Raw genomic sequence first — 17,939 nt, 5'->3', positions numbered from 1 at the left:
GATGAGAAGCCAGTCTAGTTCTCGTTCGATTCGGAAGAGTCAGCGGCTTCTGTTGCCTCGTCGGCTTCATCGAACACTGGTGGTTCGGTCTGGCGCAGGATAAGAGTCGTACGCGGCTGAACCACGATGGTTCCGGCAGCGTCAATAATCTTCTCCTCGTCCGGGTAACCGCCGGAATCGGACGTATCCACGATGAGGCGCCAGCTAGCACCCAGGTCCTTGGTGGGAAGAGTGAACTCGATGTCCTCGTGGTGGGCATTGAAGATCATGATGAAGGAATCATCCGTAATACGCTCACCACGGGCAGTGGTTTCCGTAATCGCATTGCCGTTGAGGTAGACCATGAGGGCCTTACCGAATTCAAAGTCCCAGTCCTCTGGAGTCATGAGCTTGCCAGAAGGCACGAGCCACGCGATATCACGGTCCTTGACATCAGAACCGAAGGGGCCACCGGCCAGGAAGCGCTGCCGGCGGAAGACCGGGTGGTTGCGGCGGATGTTGATGAGGCGCTTGGTGAAGCCGTGCATGGCGGCATTCTTTTCCTCATTCATCATGGACCAGTCAATCCAGGAAATCTCGTTGTCCTGGCAATAGACGTTGTTGTTGCCGTCTTGCGTGCGGCCCAGCTCGTCACCGTGGCAGAGCATCGGGGTGCCCTGAGACAGCAGGAGGGTGGTGAGGAAGTTTCGGACCTGGCGGCGGCGAAGCTTCTTAATTTCTTCGTCGTCAGTCGGCCCCTCCACACCGTGGTTCCAGGAACGGTTGTGGGACTCGCCATCACGGTTGTCTTCACCGTTAGCGTCGTTGTGCTTTTCGTTGTATGTCACCAAGTCACGCAGCGTGAATCCATCGTGCGCGGTGATGAAGTTGATGGACGCAGTGGGGCGGCGGCCGTTGTTGGCGTACAAGTCAGAAGAGCCAGTCAAGCGAGAGGCGAACTCACCCATGGTGGCAGGCTCACCGCGCCAGAAGTCTCGGACGGTGTCGCGGTACTTGCCGTTCCATTCGCTCCAAATCGGCGGGAAATTACCAACTTGGTAGCCGTTGTGCCCCACGTCCCACGGCTCAGCAATGAGCTTGACCTTGGATACCACGGGGTCCTGCTGCACCAAATCAAAGAAGGTGGCGAGCTTATCGACGTCATCCAGTTCACGCGCCAGAGTGGAAGCCAAGTCGAAGCGGAAACCATCGACACGCATTTCCGTGACCCAGTAGCGCAGGGAATCCATGATGAGCTGCAGCGAGTGTGGGTGGCGTACGTTCAGGGAGTTACCGGTGCCGGTGTAGTCCATGTAGTGCTCGGGGTTGTCATCCACCAAGCGGTAGTAAGCGTGGTTGTCAATGCCGCGGAAAGCGATGGTGGGGCCCATATGGTTGCCTTCAGCGGTGTGGTTGTACACCACGTCGAGGATGACCTCGATGCCGGCTTCGTGGAAGGCGCGAACCATGGCCTTGAACTCGGCAACGACCTCGCCGGGCTTCTTGGCGTAGGCATAGTCTGCGTGCGGGGCAAAGAAGCCAAAGGTGTTGTAACCCCAGTAGTTGCGCAGGTCCAGCTGACGTAGGCGATCATCCTGAAGGAACTGGTGGACGGGCAGCAACTCCACTGCCGTTACGCCAAGGTCCTTGAAGTAATTGATGATGGTCGGGTGCGCCATGCCGGCATAAGTACCGCGGAGTTCTTCGGGGACCTCCGGGTGGGTCATCGTCATACCCTTAACGTGGGCTTCGTAAATGATGGTCTCGTTATCCGGGGTATGGGGGCGGTTGTCGCCGTGCCACTCGAAGAACGGGTTGATGACAACTGAGAGCATGGTGTGGCCCAGCGAGTCTTCCTCGTTGCGGCCGGTGCCTGGTTCTTCGGCATGGATGTCATAGGAATACAGTGAGGCGTCCCCGTCGAAGTCGCCGTCGAAGGCCCGGGCGTAGGGGTCGACAAGCAGCTTGGAGGGGTCACAGCGCAAGCCTTGCTCGGGATCGTAGGGACCATGGACACGGTAGCCATAGCGCTGGCCGGGGGTGACGTTGGGGAGGTAGGCATGCCACACGTGGGCCGTGACTTCGGTGAGTTCGATGCGCTCTTCGTTGTTGTCTTGATCTATGAGGCAGAGTTCGACTTTCTCAGCGACTTCGGAAAAGATAGCGAAGTTGGTACCGGCTCCATCGAAGGTGGAACCGAGTGGGGATGGGGAACCAGGCCACACCTGGCGGGAATGGGGTGCTTCGGCACGGGTGTCAGTCATGGGGTTCAGCTTAGCCAATTCTGGGGAATGCGGCTGACCTTAAACTATCGGCGCAGGTGAGTTTAGAGCGCACGTAATCCCGCGACCACGAGTTCGGTGGCGCGGATGGAGGCGTCATCAGTGTGTGCCGATGCAGAGACGCCTCCCAACTGGGCATGGGATTGTTCCAAGAAGGTGGCGCCGAGGACGTAATGGATCAAGGTGCGTGCGGCAACGCCGATGCTTTCCGACGTCCCCTCCGGAACCTCTCGCTCCAACGCTGCGGCGAAAAGCTCCTCGAGGTCTGCGCGGGTTGTGGACTCGGGGAAAGCAGCACCGGCGATGGCTACCTCCGCGCCGTCGCGCCAACGGCTGAGCTCGCGGTGGAGGGAGCTCGCCAACTCGGCAGGGGTGTCTCCGGAAACCGGCGAGATGATTTCGGTGGCCATGGCGGCAATCAACGCCTGCTTGTTGGCTACATGCCAGTACAATGCGCCAGGAGCCACACCGAGGGTGGTAGCGACGCGCCGCATGGTGACATCAGCCAGCCCGTAGCTCGTGAGGAGCTCGAGGGCCGTGGAAACAATAGCGTCGCGAGAAAGGTGCACAACAGACTACTGTACGGGTCTCGTGGTCTCAGTGTGGCTCTTGTGAGTAAAAAAGAGTAGTGGGGTTCACAGGAACCTTCAAGGTTTAGGTCATGAATTCTTCAACCACTGCTTGTTAGGGTTATGTGAACTGCACACGAGCGTGCAATCTGTCACTCTCATCATTAGAAAATTAGGAGTTATCCCTTGTCTTTCCTGACCCCCGCTAAAAAGTCCCTCATTGCAGTCGCGCTGGTTGCACCGTTGACCTTGACTGCATGCGGCGACAAAGGCGAAGACGTAGCTGACGCTGCATCCTCCGCTGTGAAGACCACCACCACGACCAAGGCCAAGGAGGGTGAGACCTCCGAGGGTAAGGACAAGAAGGAAGGCGAAGAGAAGAAGGAAGGCGAGGAGCAGGACAAGAAGGAAGGCGAAGAGAAGAACGAAGGCGAGGGCCAGGATCCGAAGCCGGAGGGTGAGGAGGAAGCCCCGGCTGAGGAAGGCGCTGACCAGACTCTGGCCAACCCGTTCGAGAACGGCGTAGACCCCTTCCAGAGCATGCCGAAGGTAGAGCCCATTCAGGGCCAGGAAGCTAGCCAGGAAGACATCGACGGCATCAACGGACTGGTTCGCGGTATGTACGACCAGCAGACCATGCGTAGCTTCGTGAAGTACCTGCCGGATCACACCTGTGAAGCTGTGCGCAACGACCCGAACTCTGGTCTAAGCGAGCTTGACTACAACCAGATTCCGGACGTTCCGATGAACCAGCTCAAGGACATGATGGCCGCCTCCGGTGCTGATACCTCTCAGATGGAGGGCTTCGACTGGACCCAGACCGGTGTTGAGTCCATCAACGACGTCGTTGTTGACGGTGACTCCGCCTCCGCAACCGTGAACGTCAACACCAGCAAGGGCTTGGACAGCTCCACCATGCGCTTCAAGCGTGAGAACGGTAACTGGACCTTCTGCAACTAAAACAGCTCGTGACTGCACTACGTGCACCTAGCTTTCGCATACCCCGCGCCATCGGATTTGGCGCGGGGTTGCTCGCGTTGGCACTCCTTATCTTTAGTATCTCGGGCGCGCTGTGGGGTCTATGGCGGCCAACGCTTGAAGGCCATCGAGTAGAGGGCGGGGGTTATGCGTTGAGCAACGGTGCCAACGTTCAGTTCCTGTCCTTCATTACCTTCGTCATCATCACTGGAATACTAGGCGTGGTGATGGGAACGGTGGCCTATCTGCGTGGTGAGCGCTACCGCGGAGTCGGCGTATTGGTCTGGTCTGGCGTGGTCTGCCTCGCTGGCGCAGCGGCCTTCTACGTTTGTGGAGGAGTCACGGCGACCTCGGCTCCGGAGAATCCTGGCGAGTTCGTCGAATTCGTTCCTAAATTCACCCCGGCCATTGGATGGTTGGTGGCACCATTTATGGCTATGTTTGCCTACTGGTCTGCAGTTTTTATCAATCCCGATCCCGGTCTTGGTGCACTGCCGGAAGACACTGACTAGGGCCATACAACAGGGGAGGAGCCCACAGCATCGTGCGAAATGTCGTCGATGCCATGGAGCACGTGCTTGATGCCGCGACCTAGGGTGGTGACCAGTTGGACGTCGGAAAGCCCTGCTCCCGTCATCACCGCATAGTCCACGCGAACCTGGAGCCCATCGACGTTGGAGTGGCAGAACGCGGAGGCGGAGTGATTGGTGCGGTTCCAGTCATTGCAAATGAGGAAAATCCTGGAAAACTCGCTGCCGGGCAAGTTGGGGTCCCAATGACCTTTGATGATGAGGCTGGGGCCGGAATCGATGGCGAAGGCAAAGAGGACATCGTTAATCCACGCGTAAAGTGCGTCTGTGGAATCAGCTTGAAACCGCGTGATCCCGAGCGAAGGTAAGAGCTCCTCCAAGCGAGCGATGTCGACGGTTGCTACGGGACCATCGAGTTCTGAAGGTTCGTCCGGCGCTGGTGGACGTGGCAACATGAGGGCTGGGAATCGGGAGGCGAGCTCTTCGAGGCACGCTCCGGCGTTGAACAAAGCAGGTAGGACGGATGCCGCAAGCTGCGCTGTGGTGGGTTCCTGATGGACGACGAGGAAGGAATGACCCCACACCTCAACCTCAGTGGGGGAGGAGTAATTGAGTACCAAATGGGGTGAGAGGCAGTCATGGTTCCAGTCGTTGACAAACTCGCTGAGCTCTGGAATTTCACCGAAGCCTAGAACGCCGTTATGGGTGGTGTAGAAGCGCAGAATGGGCTCGCCTTCTGTATCCATATAGGCGCGTGTTTCACCTAGCGGTGAGTGGGGAAAGAGGAGTTCGTCGGCATGAACGCGGATGCAGTCCAGCTCTTCACAGTGCGCGAGCTTTTCTACGCGTGTGAGTAGCTCGGAGTGGGCCTGGCCGTCGTGCTCGTCGGCGTCGTTATTCATCTCGCCGCCTCTCTTCACCAATTGGTGTGGTGCCTCAATGTGTTATTAGTGACACATTCTATAACCTGCACCTTGGGGCCCGCTGGCTTTTTGGCGCAGGTATAGTAATGGGAAGGTATAGAAACCGCTGCATATTATAAATATTATTAAAGGGGCCTTGCCATGCTACGAACCATTGATCTGCGCGGAGAAAAGCTCAGCACCTCCCGCTTGCGACGAGTCCTGCCGCGTGGCGGGACGGATGTATCGTCAGTCATGGACACCGTTGTTCCTATGGTGGAGGCGGTGCGCAACGGTGGTGCGGCAGCAGCCCTCGACTTTGGCGAGCGCTTTGATGGCGTACGCCCGGAAGCGGTGCGTGTCAGTGCGGACGCCCTTGAGAAGGCTGCAGCGGACATTGATCCTCAGGTCCGGTCCGCTATCGAGGAATCCATGACCCGTGTGCGCGCTGTGCATGCGGACCAGAATCCGTCCTCGCACACCACAACGCTAGCTCCTGGCGCCACGGTCACGGAGGTGTTCCAGCCGATCGAACGCGTAGGTCTCTACGTGCCTGGCGGCAAGGCAGTTTATCCTTCCTCAGTCATCATGAACGCCGTCCCGGCTCAGGAAGCCGGTGCTGAGGCTATGGTTGTGGCCTCCCCGCCACAGAAAGACTTCGGCGGACTGCCGCACCCGACGGTTCTGGCAACCTGTCACATGTTGGGCGTGGACGAGGTTTGGGCGGTTGGTGGCGGACAGGCTATCGCGCTGCTGGCCTATGGTGACGATGAGCCAGCCACGGGAGAAGAAGCGCTTGAGCCAGTCGACATCATTACTGGTCCAGGCAACGTCTTCGTGGCCGCAGCTAAGCGAGCTGTGCAGGGCGTGGTGGGCATCGATGCCGAGGCGGGCCCGACTGAGATCGCCATTCTGGCTGATGACACGGCAAATCCCGTGTACGTTGCGTATGACCTTATTTCCCAAGCGGAGCACGACCCGATGGCAGCGTCGGTTCTCATTACCGCCAGCGAAAAACTAGCAGAGGCCGTGGCGGCGGAAGTAGCGCAGCGTTACACCGCGACGGCGAATGCCGAGCGTGCTGCCGAGGCGCTGCGCGGCGAGCAGTCCGGCATTGTGCTTGTCGACGACCTCGAGGCGGGCATTGCCGTGGCTGATGCGTATGCCGCCGAGCACTTGGAGGTTCACACCGCGAACGCCCGTGAGGTGGCCGAACGCATCCGCCATGCGGGTGCCATCTTTGTGGGCGACAACTCACCGGTGCCGTTGGGTGATTACACGGCAGGCTCCAACCACGTTTTGCCGACCTCCGGCACGGCACGATTCAGCGCGGGCCTATCCACGCACACGTTCCTGCGTCCAGTCAACCTTGTGGAATACGACCGCTCGGCGCTGGGGGAGGTGGCCGATAAGGTCATTGCCTTCGCCGCCGCTGAGGAACTTCCGGCGCACGGTGAGGCGATTGCCGCTCGCTTCGATGACTCGAACGTACCCAAGAATTAAAGAGCTAGCACCACTTGAGGAGGCCGATACCATGGCTGAGTTGAAAGATCTTCCCCTGCGTGAAGAACTGCGCGGCTCCAGCGCCTATGGCGCACCGCAGTTGACGGTCACGAACCAGCTCAACACCAACGAGAACCCGTACTCGCCGTCGGAGGCGCTGGTACGGGATATGGTGAAGGCCGTCGAGAAGCACGCGACCGAGCTCAACCGTTACCCGGAGCGCGATGCCGTGGAGCTGCGCACCGCCTTGGCAGATTACGTTTCTGAGCAGACCGGCGTGGCTGTGAGTGTGGATAACGTGTGGGCAGCCAATGGCTCCAACGAAGTTTTGCAGCAGCTCTTGCAGGCTTTCGGCGGTCCTGGACGCAGCGCACTCGGTTTTACTCCGAGCTATTCCATGCACCCCATCTTGTGTGCCGGTACGCAGACGGAATTCATTTCCTCCCCACGTGATGAGGACTTCCGGATTGATGAAGAGGCGGCGCTGAGGGACGTCGAGAAGCACCAGCCCGACGTCATCTTCATCACCACCCCGAACAACCCCACCGGTGATGTCACCCCGATTGAGCTGGTAGAAAAGATCATTCAGGCCGCGCCGGGCATCGTCATTGTGGATGAGGCGTACATGGAATTTTCAGCGTCGCCATCAGCCACCACGTTGCTGGAGAAGTATCCCACCAAGCTCGTGGTCTCCCGCACGATGTCGAAGGCCTTCGACTTTGCCGGTGGACGCTTAGGGTATTTGGTGGCGGACCCTGCCTTCGTTGAGGCCGTCATGCTCGTGCGTTTGCCGTATCACCTTTCGGTGCTGTCTCAAATTGCGGCCATTGTGGCCATCGAGCACAAGGATGAAACCTTGAGCACGGTGGCGAAGCTGTCGGCCGAACGTGAGCGCGTGGTTAATCGACTCGAGGAGCTGGGGTACTACGTCGTTCCCAGCGAATCCAACTTTGTGTCCTTTGGACGCTTTGCCGACCAACATGCGGTGTGGCAAGGCTTCCTCGACCGCGATGTTCTGATCCGTGACAACGGAGTTCCGGGACTACTGCGCGCCACAATTGGTCTGCCGCAAGAAAATGATGCCTTCCTTTCTGCGGCGGCGGACTTGGCAGATACAGTAGAGATGGTCAAGAGATAACGCTATGAACACGACGCGAAGGAGGAACGTGAGAATATGAGTGCCGACGTAACTGCGCGCCAGGACAACGGTGACCGTATCGGCCGCGCTGAGCGCGCCACGGGGGAGACGAGGATCTCCGTAGAAATCAATCTCGACGGCACAGGACAGGCGGATATTTCCACCGGTCTGCCATTCTTTGATCACATGCTCACCGCAGTGAGTACTCACGGCTCCTTCGACCTCACTGTCCATGCTGAGGGTGATATCGACATCGACGCGCACCACACCGTCGAAGACACCGCCATTGTCTTGGGCCGCGCGTTCTTGAATGCGCTCGGGGATAAGGCCGGCATTCGCCGCTTTGGCTCCCAGTTACTGCCTATGGATGAGACCTTGGTTGAGGCCGTCGTGGACATTTCGGGGCGCCCGTACTTCGTCATGAATGGCGAACCCGAGAACCTCGAGTGGCAGATTATCGGTGGTCACTATGCCACGGTGATAAACCGTCACTTCTTCGATACCTTTGCTATCCACTCGGCAACGACGTTGCACGTCAACGTGCGCTATGGCCGCGACCCACACCACATCACGGAAGCGGAGTATAAGGCCGTGGCCCGTGCACTGCGCCAGGCCACTGAACGTGATCCGCGCGTGAGCGGCGTCCCATCGACGAAGGGAGCCCTCTAAGCCGTCATGAACATTGTTGTTCTTATTCTTTTCCTCGTTGCTGGTCTGCTCATCGGCGGCGCATGGTCGGCCTACCAGAATGATTCGAAGCTGCTGACCGTTGTAGCCGGTGTGCTGGCGGCCATCACCGTGGCCGCTGCGCTGGCATGGCTGCTGGACATCTTTTCGGCAGGGGTGGCGGCGAAGTGACTGAAGCGACCCCGACGAGTGTGTGGAAGGTCGCCGGTTTTAAAGAGACCATGATCGCGGTGGTCTCCGCGTTCGGTGCATGGTCAGTCTTGCTGCCGGTCGTGCCGTTGGCGGTTCTCGATGCTGGTGGTTCAGCGACCTTGGCTGGTGCGACCACCGGCGTCTTCATGTTGGCGACCGTGCTGACGCAGATGATCACGCCGATGCTGCTGCGCATCTTTGGATACCGGCCCATTATGGCCTCCTCGGCGCTGTTGCTGGGTGTTCCCGCGCTGGGCCATATGCTTGGTGACGCCGCCCCCATCGCCCTCGGCTTTTCTGCCCTGCGTGGCGTAGGTTTCGGTGCTCTGACCGTGGCGGAGAATGCTCTCATCGCAGAGATTACGCCGCGGCGCCTGCTGGGGAAGGCAACGGGTATCTTCGGTCTTTTTATCGGCGCAGCTCAAATGGCCTTCTTGCCGGTCGGCCTTGCGGTCGCTGCCGCCTATAACTACAACCTCGTTTACCTGTTGGCGGCTGGGTTGGGCTTGCTGGGCTTCTTCACGTGTATTTTGGTGCCGAAGATTAAGGCGGCCCCTGTGGGAAGCCCAGATCCCTCGGATACGACTCCACGGGCTCCTATGTGGAAGCTCGTCCTCGTCCCTGCCTTGGCGCTGACGAGTTTCTCGGTGAGCTACGGTGTGGCGTCGAACTTCATCTCCCCGGCCGTGCGTGAGCTCGATCCGGAACGCGGTGCTGTGCTCGGTGGCTTCATGTTGTCCGTGATCGGTGGTGCGGCGATGATCTTCCGCTACGTGGCTGGCGTTGTCGCTGACCGTGCGGGCAGACCTGGCACGCTCATGATTCCTGCACAGATTTTTTCTGTCTTCGGTGTCGGCCTGATTGCCGCAGTGCTGTGGCAGGAATGGTCGATTTGGCTGCTGGTCTTCGGAACGATGGTGTACGGCGCTGGATTCGGCATCGTCCAAAACGAAGCTTTGCTGGCTATGTTTGATCGCTTGCCGCGTGAGCGCCTGTCCGAAGGTTCGGCGGTGTGGAACATCTTCTATGACGGCGGCACCGGTCTCGGCTCCACCGCTCTTGGAGCGGTCGTAGCGATGTCTGGCTATGACGGTGCTTTCGCCGTGGGCTCTGCCATCATTGCGGTGGGTCTGCTCATGACGTTGGCTGATAGTGCCTTGGGCAAGACCCGCGTGAGCGAAATCAACGATATTCAAACCCGACTTCGCATGATTAGGCGGCCGAGAAGGCCCGGAAAGGAACCACGATGAGCTCGCACAACGTTGCCATCTTGGACTATGGAGCGGGTAACCTGCGCTCCGCGGTTCGCGCCCTAGAGCGCGTCGGTGCTCACGTTACTGTGACTGCGGACCCCGCAATCGCCGTCGAGGCTGACGGCCTGCTGGTCCCAGGTGTCGGTGCCTTCGCTGCATGCATGGAGGGTTTGCGCGCAGCCCAGGGGCCGCGCATTATCGGCCAGCGTCTTGCTGGTGGCCGCCCAGTTCTGGGTATTTGCGTGGGCATGCAGGTGCTTTTTGAATCCGGTACTGAGCACGGCGTCCACACGGAGGGCTGCGGTGAGTGGCCGGGGAACGTCGGAAAGCTCCAGGCAGACGTGCTTCCTCACATGGGGTGGAATACCGTCGAGATGCCCGAGGGTAGCCGCATGTTTGACAACATCGATGCCGAGGATCGCTTCTACTTCGTCCACTCCTATGCTGCTCGCAGCTGGGAACTGGAGACCGAAATTACTGAGCCGCCCAAGGTTGCCTGGACGGAGTATGGCGGCGACCGTTTTGTGTCTGCCGTGGACAATGGCGCATTATGGGCTACGCAGTTCCACCCGGAGAAGTCCGGGGACGTGGGCTTGCAGCTGCTAAAGAACTGGGTTGGAACGCTTTAAAGCGCTCGCCTGAAAGGTAGACTAAGCACCATGAGCTTTACACTGTTGCCCGCGGTTGACGTTGTTGATGGCCAGGCTGTGCGCTTGGACCAAGGAGAAGCCGGAACCGAAAAGTCCTATGGCTCCCCGCGTGAGGCCGCCCTTAAATGGCAGGCCCAAGGGGCGCAGTGGTTGCATGCGGTGGACCTCGACGCCGCATTTGGCCGCGGTTCCAACCATGAGCTGCTCGCGGAAATCACGTCGAGTGTGGACCTTGAGGTGGAGCTTACCGGTGGTATTCGGGATGATGAGTCCCTCGCTCGCGCCTTAGCCACCGGTGCACGTCGCGTCAATATCGGTACCGCAGCGCTGGAGCAACCGGAATGGATTGCTAAGGTGCTCGCGGAGCACGGCGATCGCATTGCTGTGGACCTGGCGGTACGGCTGGTTGATGGTGAATGGCGTACGCGCGGACATGGCTGGGTATCCGACGGCGGGGACCTCTGGGAGGTACTCGAGCGCCTTGATGCTGCTGGCTGCACCCGTTTTGTGGTCACTGATGTGTCTAAGGATGGCACGCTGCAGGGCCCGAACATTGAATTGTTGCGTGAGGTAGCTGCAGCCACCGATGCCGCGGTGACCGCGTCGGGTGGAATCTCCACCTTGGATGATCTGCGTGAGTTGGCCCTATATGAGAACGAGGGAATCGATTCCGCCATCATTGGCAAGGCGCTGTATGAGGAACGATTTACGCTGAGCGACGCACTCGCAGCCGTTGCTGAAGTCACCCCGCTTCCGGCCGAGGAGTACATCGACCCTATCGAGGAGGACTAAAGTACATGGCCCCGATGAGAGGACTTTCTTCCTCGGATCCTCGCGAGCTCGTTGCTTTTGCTGAGGCTGCGGTGGATCAGGTCACTGACCTTTTCCGCGCTGGCCTTGGTGCTGAGCCAGCCCGCTTCAAAGGCGAAAGCGATTTCGCCACCGAAATTGACCTGCGCATCGAGGAGCACTTGCGTGTGACCTTGAGCCAGCTCACCGGCATTCCCGTCTTCGGGGAGGAGTCTGGCGGTGCCTTGGAGGACACCGTGTGGGTGGTGGACCCAGTGGACGGCACCGCTAACTTTTCCGCTGGAAATCCTTGCTGCGGAATTCTGGTGTCGCTGCTTCATGACACAAAGCCGGTCGTTGCCGTGGCGGATTTCCCGCTGCTAGAGCGCCGCGTTGTCGCTGCTGAGGGCATGCCGCTGCGTTCTAGCGGAGGACCAGCCACCGGGTTCGGCGGGGGAGAAGGCGCCCAAGGCTTCGATGAGGCACGTGGTCACGTCGGCTGTTCCTCGCACCTTCCCACCGATTTGTTCAATGACCTCCGCGAAACTGGTCTGCGGCCACGCATGACCGGATCAGTTGGTCTTGATAATGCCTTCGTGGCACAGGGTGTGTTCGATGGTGCCGTGAACTTTTCCCCGCACCCGTGGGATAACGCTGCCGGTGCGCTCATGATTAAGGCTGCCGGCGGACGTGTCAGTGATCCCGATGGAAACGAGTGGACCGCTACCTCGAAGGGCTTCGTCGGCGGTACCCCGCAAGTCCATGCCACCATTTTGGACGCCATTGCCCGCAACCCGCGGGGCCAGCGCTGATACTTCGCACAGTGCCTTAGGGCATTTAGACCCTAAGCCTTAAGACCTTAAACCAGATTGCCCATTACTATCTCATCTCCCTAGGAGGACTTTCATCATGGCGCTTGCCGTGCGCGTGATCCCGTGCCTTGACGTTGACAATGGCCGCGTGGTCAAAGGCGTCAACTTTGCCAACCTGCGTGATGCCGGTGACCCAGTTGAGCTGGCCGCCCGCTATGACAAGCTGGGTGCGGATGAACTCACCTTCTTGGACGTCTCCGCGTCTAAGGACGGTCGTGGCACCATGCTCGATGTTGTGCGCCGCACCGCGGACCAGGTCTTTATCCCATTGACCGTGGGTGGTGGCGTGCGCTCTGTGGAGGACGTGCGCGAACTACTGCGCGCCGGTGCAGATAAGGTCTCCGTCAATTCTTCGGCGATTGCCCGCCCCGAGTTGTTGCGAGAGCTCGCCGATGTCTTCGGCTCACAGTGCATTGTGCTGTCTGTTGATGCCCGGCGTTCGCCGGACTACCCGAGCGGTTTTGAGGTCACAACTCATGGCGGTACTAAACCCGCGGGTTTGGATGCCGTGGAGTGGGCACGCTGCGGTGAAGAACTCGGTGTGGGTGAAATCTTGCTCAACTCGATGGATGGTGACGGCACCAAGGAAGGTTTCGACATTGAACTCCTCGAGGCCGTCCGTGCGGCGGTTTCTGTTCCCGTCATTGCCTCTGGTGGTGCGGGTAAGGCCGAGCACTTTCCACCAGCCGTTGCAGCCGGCGCCAATGCCGTCTTGGCCGCCAGCATTTTCCACTTTGGGGAAGTCGAGATTTCTGCGGTCAAGCAGAAACTCGCTGAAGCCGGTTATGAGGTGCGACAGTGAGTACAACACAGGAATCCACTGGCAGCTCCACAAATAGCAGTGGCGAAGAAAGAATTGAAGACTATGAACTCGCCGCAGAGATAGCTCAGCAACTGAAGCGCAATGAGGCTGGACTGGTTCCGGCCATTGTGCAGTCGGAGCGCGGCGAAGTCCTCATGATGGCGTGGATGGATGACCATGCTTTGGCCTACACGTTGGCAACTCGCCGGGGGACTTATTACTCACGTTCTCGCCAGGAGTACTGGGTCAAGGGCTTAACGTCGGGACATACCCAAGAGGTCATCGGTGCGCGCCTCGACTGCGATGGTGACACTATCTTGCTCACCGTGCGCCAGACAGGCGGCGCCTGCCATACAGGTGACCGAACATGTTTCGACGCCCGCGACCTTTTCGCGGACTCCGCGAACAACGACAGTACAAGCGATTGCACAAACGGCAGCACTTCTGTCAGCACATCCAACAGCTTGAAGGAGTCCACGAATGGCTAAACGAGTGGGACCAGTCCTCATGTTTGTGGGCGCGATTGTGTTGTGGTTGTCCTCTCGTATGACGTGGGTGACGGCTGCAGTTGAGGACGATAAAGCCGGTTCGAGCGTGATGGACTTATCAGGTTCGCTGTGGTCACTCGAGCTTATTGCCCTGACGGTCGTGGTTCTGGCCGGCAGCGTGGCTGCGCTGGCCTTGCGCCGGACCGCACGACGAATCGTGGCGATCCTCACTGCACTGGCGGCAGCAGGTGCCGCGTGGCGTCCGGTTTCGTTGCTCACTGCAGGCGCTGAGGCTGAACGTGCCCAGGAGCTGCTGCATGGTGGAACGAACGACACCTCGGTTGATTCGACCACTATTTCCGACTGGGCAGTAGTGCTCGCCGCCGATGCGTCTTCTGCTGGGCCGATCCTCGCGATTGTGGGCGCTGCGCTTGCACTGTTTGGCGCGGTCATGGTGGCCAGCAATCCGGGCGTGGACAAACCGCGAACCGCTAAATACGAAACCCCGGCCGTACGTCAGGAGCGCCTGCAAGAGGATTTGGAGACGTCACAGGACTCCGGCCGCGTGATGTGGGATGCGCTCGATGCCGATATCGATCCTACGGATACTCCGCCGCGCACCTAGCGCCTTGGGTACCCCGGATTTCCGGTTAGAGGTGTCTGCGCGCTAGCCTGATTGTGATCTCAATCGCCCCGGTTCGTCCTTGAGTCTCTTCACGGAGGGAGGTGCTGATGCCTACCCCAATAGCCGTCGATCGTCTTGTCGCTGGCGTGCTTGCCGATGTCTCCGCGCGTGAGGCCCGTGTTCCCTTCAAAGAAGTAAAAGCGCGTTCACGCGACATGGATACCCCGCGCGATGCTGCGACGGCGCTGCTTCGTCCTGGATGTTCCATCATCACCGAAATCAAACGCGCCGTGCCGTATGCCGGCGAGATTGCGCACTTAGATAGCCCACAGTCAGTGGCGGCTTTGGCCCACGATCTTGAGCAAGCCGGCGTACACGTCATGGCCTGCCAGACGGATCGCCGTCGCTTTCATGGCTCGCTAGAGGACATGCGGGTTGCCCGCGATGCCGTGGACATACCGATGGTATGTCGCGACATCATCGTTGATCCCTATCAGGTTCATGAGGCACGTTGCTATGGTGCGGACGCGATTCCGCTGCAAGTAGAGCTGCTTGAGCAAGCCCGCCTCGAGTCACTGCTGGATCGCGTGGAATCGTTGGGAATGACCGCCATTCTTGAGGTGCGCACGTGTGCCGAAGTAGATCGAGTCATCAAAGCTGGCGGCTCTGTTGTGGCGATCAATGCGTGGTCTTTGGCCTCCGATGCTATTAATCGGGAGGCCTTTTCTACTATTTCGCCCGGTCTGCCCGAATCCATAACCCGCATCGCCGTCGGCGGCGTGAACAGCCCCCGCAACGTGCTGGCCTATGCCTCACACGGCGCGGATGCCATCCTCGTGGGCGAGTCAATCATGGCGGCTCAGGACCCTATGGCGCTAGCTCGTTCGCTGGTGGCGGCCGGACAACACCCGGCCTGCCCGTCCCGCAAGTTTTAGGTCTGTAGCGGAAGCGTTGTAGTACCCGCATTTTTCAGGCACACTATCTCCCGTGCAGATTTACTACCTCGCGAATATCCCTTCCCCGCCGCAGGGCGTATGGCACCTGGGCCCGATTCCGATTCGTGCCTACGCCATGTGCATCATTCTGGGCATCCTCGTTGCTATGTGGATGACGTTGCGCCGCTACACTGCGCGCGGCGGAAACCCTGACGTGGTGTGGGACGCGGCCATCGTGGTCATTCCCGCCGGCATTATCGGTGGGCGCCTTTACCACGTGATTACGGATAACGATAAATACTTCTGTTCCACGTGTGACCCTATCGACGCGCTGAAGATCACCAACGGTGGCCTCGGTATTTGGGGTGCGGTGGCGCTTGGTGCGGTAGCTGTGTGGGTCATGTTTAAAATCAAGGGAATTCCGCTGGGGCCGTTTGCCGACGCCGTAGCACCCGGCCTTATCCTGGCCCAGGCCATTGGACGCCTTGGAAACTGGTTTAACCAAGAGCTCTACGGCCGGGAAACCACAGTGCCCTGGGCACTCGATATTTACTACCGCGTCAATGAGAACGGCGACTACGCGCCGATTAGTGGACGCTCTACGGGTGAGGTCATGACGTCGGTGCACCCGACCTTCCTCTACGAGCTCGTGTGGAACGTGGTTATTTGCCTCTTCCTTCTGTGGGCGCACAAAGCCTGGAAGCTGGGACACGGACGCGTCTTTGCTCTGTACGTGGCGGGCTACACCGCGGGCCGTTTCGTGGTTGAGAACATGCGCGCGGATGAGGCCACGCACATCTTCGGATTCCGCGTCAACGTCATTGTGTCCGTCGTCTGCTTCATCATTGCGCTCATCGCGTTTGTCCGTCTGCCGCGCGGTCAGGAGACTCCCGAAGAGGTGGATCCACATCGCGTCAAAGGTGGGGCAGACCATAGCGCTGGCGCTGATGGGCGCGCAGGTTCACAGGTTCACCTGTACCCGCATTCGGATTCTTCCTCTGCCGGAGGGATGGTACAGTAGCCGGAATCACAGTACATCTTTGGGCGGTGATGGCGTCGCGCTAGGAGCCTTATGGGGCCCGCCAGAAATGTCTGATCGTGCCCGCTCGCGCCCATTTCATGCTGCGTTTTGTGGTGGAAAGCAGGGTATTGAAAGGTATAACGGCACGACTCGGACGGAGATGTGAGCGCCATTTATGGTGGCAGAGACTAGAAAACGGGGGTAGTTTAGGAACCGTTAGACATCCCCGATGCGAATAAGGCACTCCATGTTGGATAGAAGAACCAAAATCGTTTGTACGTTGGGTCCCGCAGTGGCAAGCAAGGAGGGAATCCTGGGCTTGGTGGAAGCGGGCATGGACGTCGCGCGTCTGAACATGTCCCACGGCGAGCACGCAGACCACGAAGCAAATTACGCCTGGGTCCGCGAAGCTACCGATGAGACCGGCCACGCCGTCGGTGTCCTCGCCGACCTTCAGGGTCCGAAGATCCGTCTGGGTCGCTTTGTCAACGGTGAGGAGATGTGGAAAGAAGGGGAAATCGTTCGAATTACCGTCGATGACGTCGAAGGTACCCACGACCGCGTCTCCACCACCTACAAGGGCCTGGCCAAGGACGCTAAGCCGGGGGACCGCCTGCTGATCGACGATGGCAAGGTTGCCGTCGTGTGCAAGGAAGTAGAAGGCAACGACGTTGTTTGTGAGGTCACCGAAGGTGGCCCAGTTTCCAATAACAAGGGCGTTTCCTTGCCGGGCATGGACATCTCCGTGCCGGCCCTGTCGGAGAAGGACATCGCTGACCTTCGCTTCGCGCTGAATCTGGGCGTTGACATGATTGCCCTGTCCTTCGTCCGTTCCCCAGCGGATGTGGACAAGGTCCACGAAATCATGGATGAGGAAGGCCGTCGCGTTCCGGTTATCGCCAAGCTGGAGAAGCCGGAGGCTGTCGACGCCCTCGAGTCCATCGTGCTGGCTTTCGACGCCATCATGATTGCCCGTGGTGACCTGGGTGTGGAGGTACCGCTCGAGCAGGTTCCGCTGTTTCAGAAGCGCGCCATCCAGATTGCACGCGAGAACGCCAAGCCGGTCATCGTGGCTACTCAGATGCTGGATTCCATGATTTCCAACCTGCGCCCAACTCGTGCGGAGGCCTCCGACGTGGCTAATGCCGTGCTCGACGGTGCTGATGCAGTCATGCTCTCGGGTGAGACCTCCGTTGGTATCGACCCGCAAAACGTCGTACGCACGATGTCCAAGATTGTGGCCAACGCTGAGTCTGGCGGTCAGGTTCCACCGCTGAGCCACGTGCCGCGCACCAAGCGGGGTGTGGTGTCTTACTCCGCGCGTGATATTGCAGAGCGCCTCAACGCGAAGGCCATCGTCGCCTTCACCACGTCTGGTGATACTGCGAAGCGCGTGGCTCGTTTGCACTCCCCGTTGCCGTTGCTGGCGTTTACTCCGCACCCGGCAATTCGCTCACAGTTGGCCCTGACCTGGGGTGCAGAGACTTTCTTGAGCTCTGAGGTCAAGTCCACCGATGACATGATGGCTAGCATCGATGAGGCCCTCCTTGGCATGGACAAGTACAAGGAAGGTGACATGATCGTTGTCATCGCCGGTACCCCTCCGGGAATCTCTGGCAACACCAACATGATTCAGGTCCACGAGTTGGGCCAGACGCTGCGCGATAAGTAATACGGCCGCAGACAGACAACGCCGCCTTACCCACAGCCTCCTTAACTACCGAGTAGCAAGGAGACAGGTGGG

General features: G+C 59.3%; 18 protein-coding genes and 1 pseudogene. 16 read left to right on the top strand and 3 right to left on the bottom strand.

All coding sequences use genetic code 11. The features are described 5' to 3' along the window. Positions 1-14 precede the first annotated feature (14 nt). Entirely contained in the window at positions 15-2,243 is a 2,229-nt protein-coding gene (gene glgX, locus NX84_RS09115; RefSeq protein ID WP_039676031.1) for a glycogen debranching protein GlgX, read from the bottom strand. A 62-nt stretch (positions 2,244-2,305) separates the two neighbouring features. Further along, on the bottom strand, positions 2,306-2,830 hold the full coding sequence (locus NX84_RS09110; protein ID WP_039676029.1) for a TetR family transcriptional regulator: 525 nt from the start codon (positions 2,828-2,830) through the stop codon (positions 2,306-2,308). 186 nt (positions 2,831-3,016) lie between these two features. Here NX84_RS09110 and NX84_RS09105 point away from each other — a divergent pair, with 186 nt between their 5' ends. Together NX84_RS09105 and NX84_RS09100 are read left to right on the top strand one after the other, a co-directional pair. Beyond that, positions 3,017-3,790, top strand: a complete 774-nt coding sequence (locus tag NX84_RS09105) for a hypothetical protein (protein WP_052319730.1) — start codon at positions 3,017-3,019, stop codon at positions 3,788-3,790. 8 nt (positions 3,791-3,798) lie between these two features. Beyond that, positions 3,799-4,320 (top strand): hypothetical protein, encoded by a 522-nt coding sequence (locus NX84_RS09100; protein ID WP_231913809.1) that lies wholly within the window; start codon positions 3,799-3,801, stop codon positions 4,318-4,320. On the opposite strand, the gene NX84_RS09095 is transcribed toward NX84_RS09100, so the two are convergent. Then, complete coding sequence (locus tag NX84_RS09095) at positions 4,317-5,240, bottom strand: YbjN domain-containing protein (RefSeq protein WP_039676027.1); 924 nt, start codon at positions 5,238-5,240, stop codon at positions 4,317-4,319. The genes NX84_RS09100 and NX84_RS09095 overlap by 4 nt on opposite strands. 162 nt (positions 5,241-5,402) lie before the next feature. Between NX84_RS09095 and hisD the strand changes: the two genes are divergently transcribed. The 14 genes and pseudogenes from hisD (at position 5,403) to pyk (ending at position 17,867) form a co-directional block, all read left to right on the top strand. Continuing rightward, positions 5,403-6,743 carry a histidinol dehydrogenase gene (gene hisD / locus NX84_RS09090; protein ID WP_039676025.1) on the top strand — a complete coding sequence of 447 codons (1,341 nt, stop codon included), beginning with the start codon at positions 5,403-5,405 and terminating at the stop codon, positions 6,741-6,743. A gap of 31 nt (positions 6,744-6,774) precedes the next feature. Then, a complete protein-coding gene (locus NX84_RS09085) occupies positions 6,775-7,881 on the top strand; it encodes a histidinol-phosphate transaminase (RefSeq protein ID WP_039676024.1) in 1,107 nt (368 codons plus the stop codon). Between the two features lie 36 nt (positions 7,882-7,917). Further along, positions 7,918-8,550, top strand: a complete 633-nt coding sequence (hisB, locus tag NX84_RS09080) for an imidazoleglycerol-phosphate dehydratase HisB (RefSeq protein ID WP_052319729.1) — start codon at positions 7,918-7,920, stop codon at positions 8,548-8,550. Between the two features lie 6 nt (positions 8,551-8,556). Continuing rightward, on the top strand, positions 8,557-8,739 hold the full coding sequence (locus NX84_RS09075) for a hypothetical protein (RefSeq protein WP_039676023.1): 183 nt from the start codon (positions 8,557-8,559) through the stop codon (positions 8,737-8,739). Continuing rightward, positions 8,736-10,010, top strand: a complete 1,275-nt coding sequence (locus NX84_RS09070; RefSeq protein ID WP_039676021.1) for an MFS transporter — start codon at positions 8,736-8,738, stop codon at positions 10,008-10,010. Before NX84_RS09075 ends, NX84_RS09070 begins: the two co-directional genes overlap by 4 nt. Then, the gene (gene hisH / locus NX84_RS09065; RefSeq protein WP_039676019.1) at positions 10,007-10,642 is read left to right on the top strand and encodes an imidazole glycerol phosphate synthase subunit HisH; all 636 of its coding nucleotides are present in this window, start codon (positions 10,007-10,009) and stop codon (positions 10,640-10,642) included. Before NX84_RS09070 ends, hisH begins: the two co-directional genes overlap by 4 nt. Before the next feature lie 30 nt (positions 10,643-10,672). After that, the gene (gene priA, locus NX84_RS09060; protein WP_039676017.1) at positions 10,673-11,455 is read left to right on the top strand and encodes a bifunctional 1-(5-phosphoribosyl)-5-((5-phosphoribosylamino)methylideneamino)imidazole-4-carboxamide isomerase/phosphoribosylanthranilate isomerase PriA; all 783 of its coding nucleotides are present in this window, start codon (positions 10,673-10,675) and stop codon (positions 11,453-11,455) included. 5 nt (positions 11,456-11,460) lie between these two features. Further along, positions 11,461-12,264, top strand: coding sequence for an inositol monophosphatase family protein (locus NX84_RS09055; protein ID WP_039676015.1), 804 nt, complete (start codon positions 11,461-11,463; stop codon positions 12,262-12,264). Positions 12,265-12,361: 97 nt separating this feature from the next. After that, positions 12,362-13,126, top strand: coding sequence for an imidazole glycerol phosphate synthase subunit HisF (hisF, locus tag NX84_RS09050; protein ID WP_039676013.1), 765 nt, complete (start codon positions 12,362-12,364; stop codon positions 13,124-13,126). A gap of 53 nt (positions 13,127-13,179) precedes the next feature. After that, positions 13,180-13,506, top strand: a pseudogene (gene hisI, locus NX84_RS09045) (phosphoribosyl-AMP cyclohydrolase); the annotation flags it as partial. A gap of 100 nt (positions 13,507-13,606) precedes the next feature. After that, positions 13,607-14,239, top strand: coding sequence for a TIGR02234 family membrane protein (locus NX84_RS09040; RefSeq protein ID WP_039676012.1), 633 nt, complete (start codon positions 13,607-13,609; stop codon positions 14,237-14,239). A gap of 107 nt (positions 14,240-14,346) precedes the next feature. After that, positions 14,347-15,174 carry an indole-3-glycerol phosphate synthase TrpC gene (locus NX84_RS09035; protein ID WP_039676009.1) on the top strand — a complete coding sequence of 276 codons (828 nt, stop codon included), beginning with the start codon at positions 14,347-14,349 and terminating at the stop codon, positions 15,172-15,174. A gap of 52 nt (positions 15,175-15,226) precedes the next feature. Beyond that, positions 15,227-16,195 (top strand): prolipoprotein diacylglyceryl transferase, encoded by a 969-nt coding sequence (gene lgt, locus NX84_RS09030; protein ID WP_082013944.1) that lies wholly within the window; start codon positions 15,227-15,229, stop codon positions 16,193-16,195. Positions 16,196-16,445: 250 nt separating this feature from the next. Then, positions 16,446-17,867 carry a pyruvate kinase gene (gene pyk / locus NX84_RS09025; protein WP_039676267.1) on the top strand — a complete coding sequence of 474 codons (1,422 nt, stop codon included), beginning with the start codon at positions 16,446-16,448 and terminating at the stop codon, positions 17,865-17,867. The last annotated feature ends 72 nt before the right edge of the window (positions 17,868-17,939 follow it).

Origin of the sequence: Corynebacterium minutissimum (assembly GCF_000805675.1) — a bacterium.
Taxonomy (GTDB): Bacteria; Actinomycetota; Actinomycetes; order Mycobacteriales; family Mycobacteriaceae; genus Corynebacterium; species Corynebacterium minutissimum.
Note: the sequence above shows the minus strand (reverse complement) of the source record. Positions and strands in the feature narration are given on the sequence as shown.

Coding starts and splice junctions, on each gene's coding strand:
- glgX (WP_039676031.1), bottom strand. CDS start 2,243: ATGACTGACACCCGTGCCGAAGCACCCCATTCCCGCCAGGTGTGGCCT.
- NX84_RS09095 (WP_039676027.1), bottom strand. CDS start 5,240: ATGAATAACGACGCCGACGAGCACGACGGCCAGGCCCACTCCGAGCTA.
- hisD (WP_039676025.1), top strand. CDS start 5,403: ATGCTACGAACCATTGATCTGCGCGGAGAAAAGCTCAGCACCTCCCGC.
- NX84_RS09085 (WP_039676024.1), top strand. CDS start 6,775: ATGGCTGAGTTGAAAGATCTTCCCCTGCGTGAAGAACTGCGCGGCTCC.
- hisB (WP_052319729.1), top strand. CDS start 7,918: ATGAGTGCCGACGTAACTGCGCGCCAGGACAACGGTGACCGTATCGGC.
- NX84_RS09075 (WP_039676023.1), top strand. CDS start 8,557: ATGAACATTGTTGTTCTTATTCTTTTCCTCGTTGCTGGTCTGCTCATC.
- hisH (WP_039676019.1), top strand. CDS start 10,007: ATGAGCTCGCACAACGTTGCCATCTTGGACTATGGAGCGGGTAACCTG.
- priA (WP_039676017.1), top strand. CDS start 10,673: ATGAGCTTTACACTGTTGCCCGCGGTTGACGTTGTTGATGGCCAGGCT.
- NX84_RS09055 (WP_039676015.1), top strand. CDS start 11,461: ATGGCCCCGATGAGAGGACTTTCTTCCTCGGATCCTCGCGAGCTCGTT.
- hisF (WP_039676013.1), top strand. CDS start 12,362: ATGGCGCTTGCCGTGCGCGTGATCCCGTGCCTTGACGTTGACAATGGC.
- NX84_RS09040 (WP_039676012.1), top strand. CDS start 13,607: ATGGCTAAACGAGTGGGACCAGTCCTCATGTTTGTGGGCGCGATTGTG.
- NX84_RS09035 (WP_039676009.1), top strand. CDS start 14,347: ATGCCTACCCCAATAGCCGTCGATCGTCTTGTCGCTGGCGTGCTTGCC.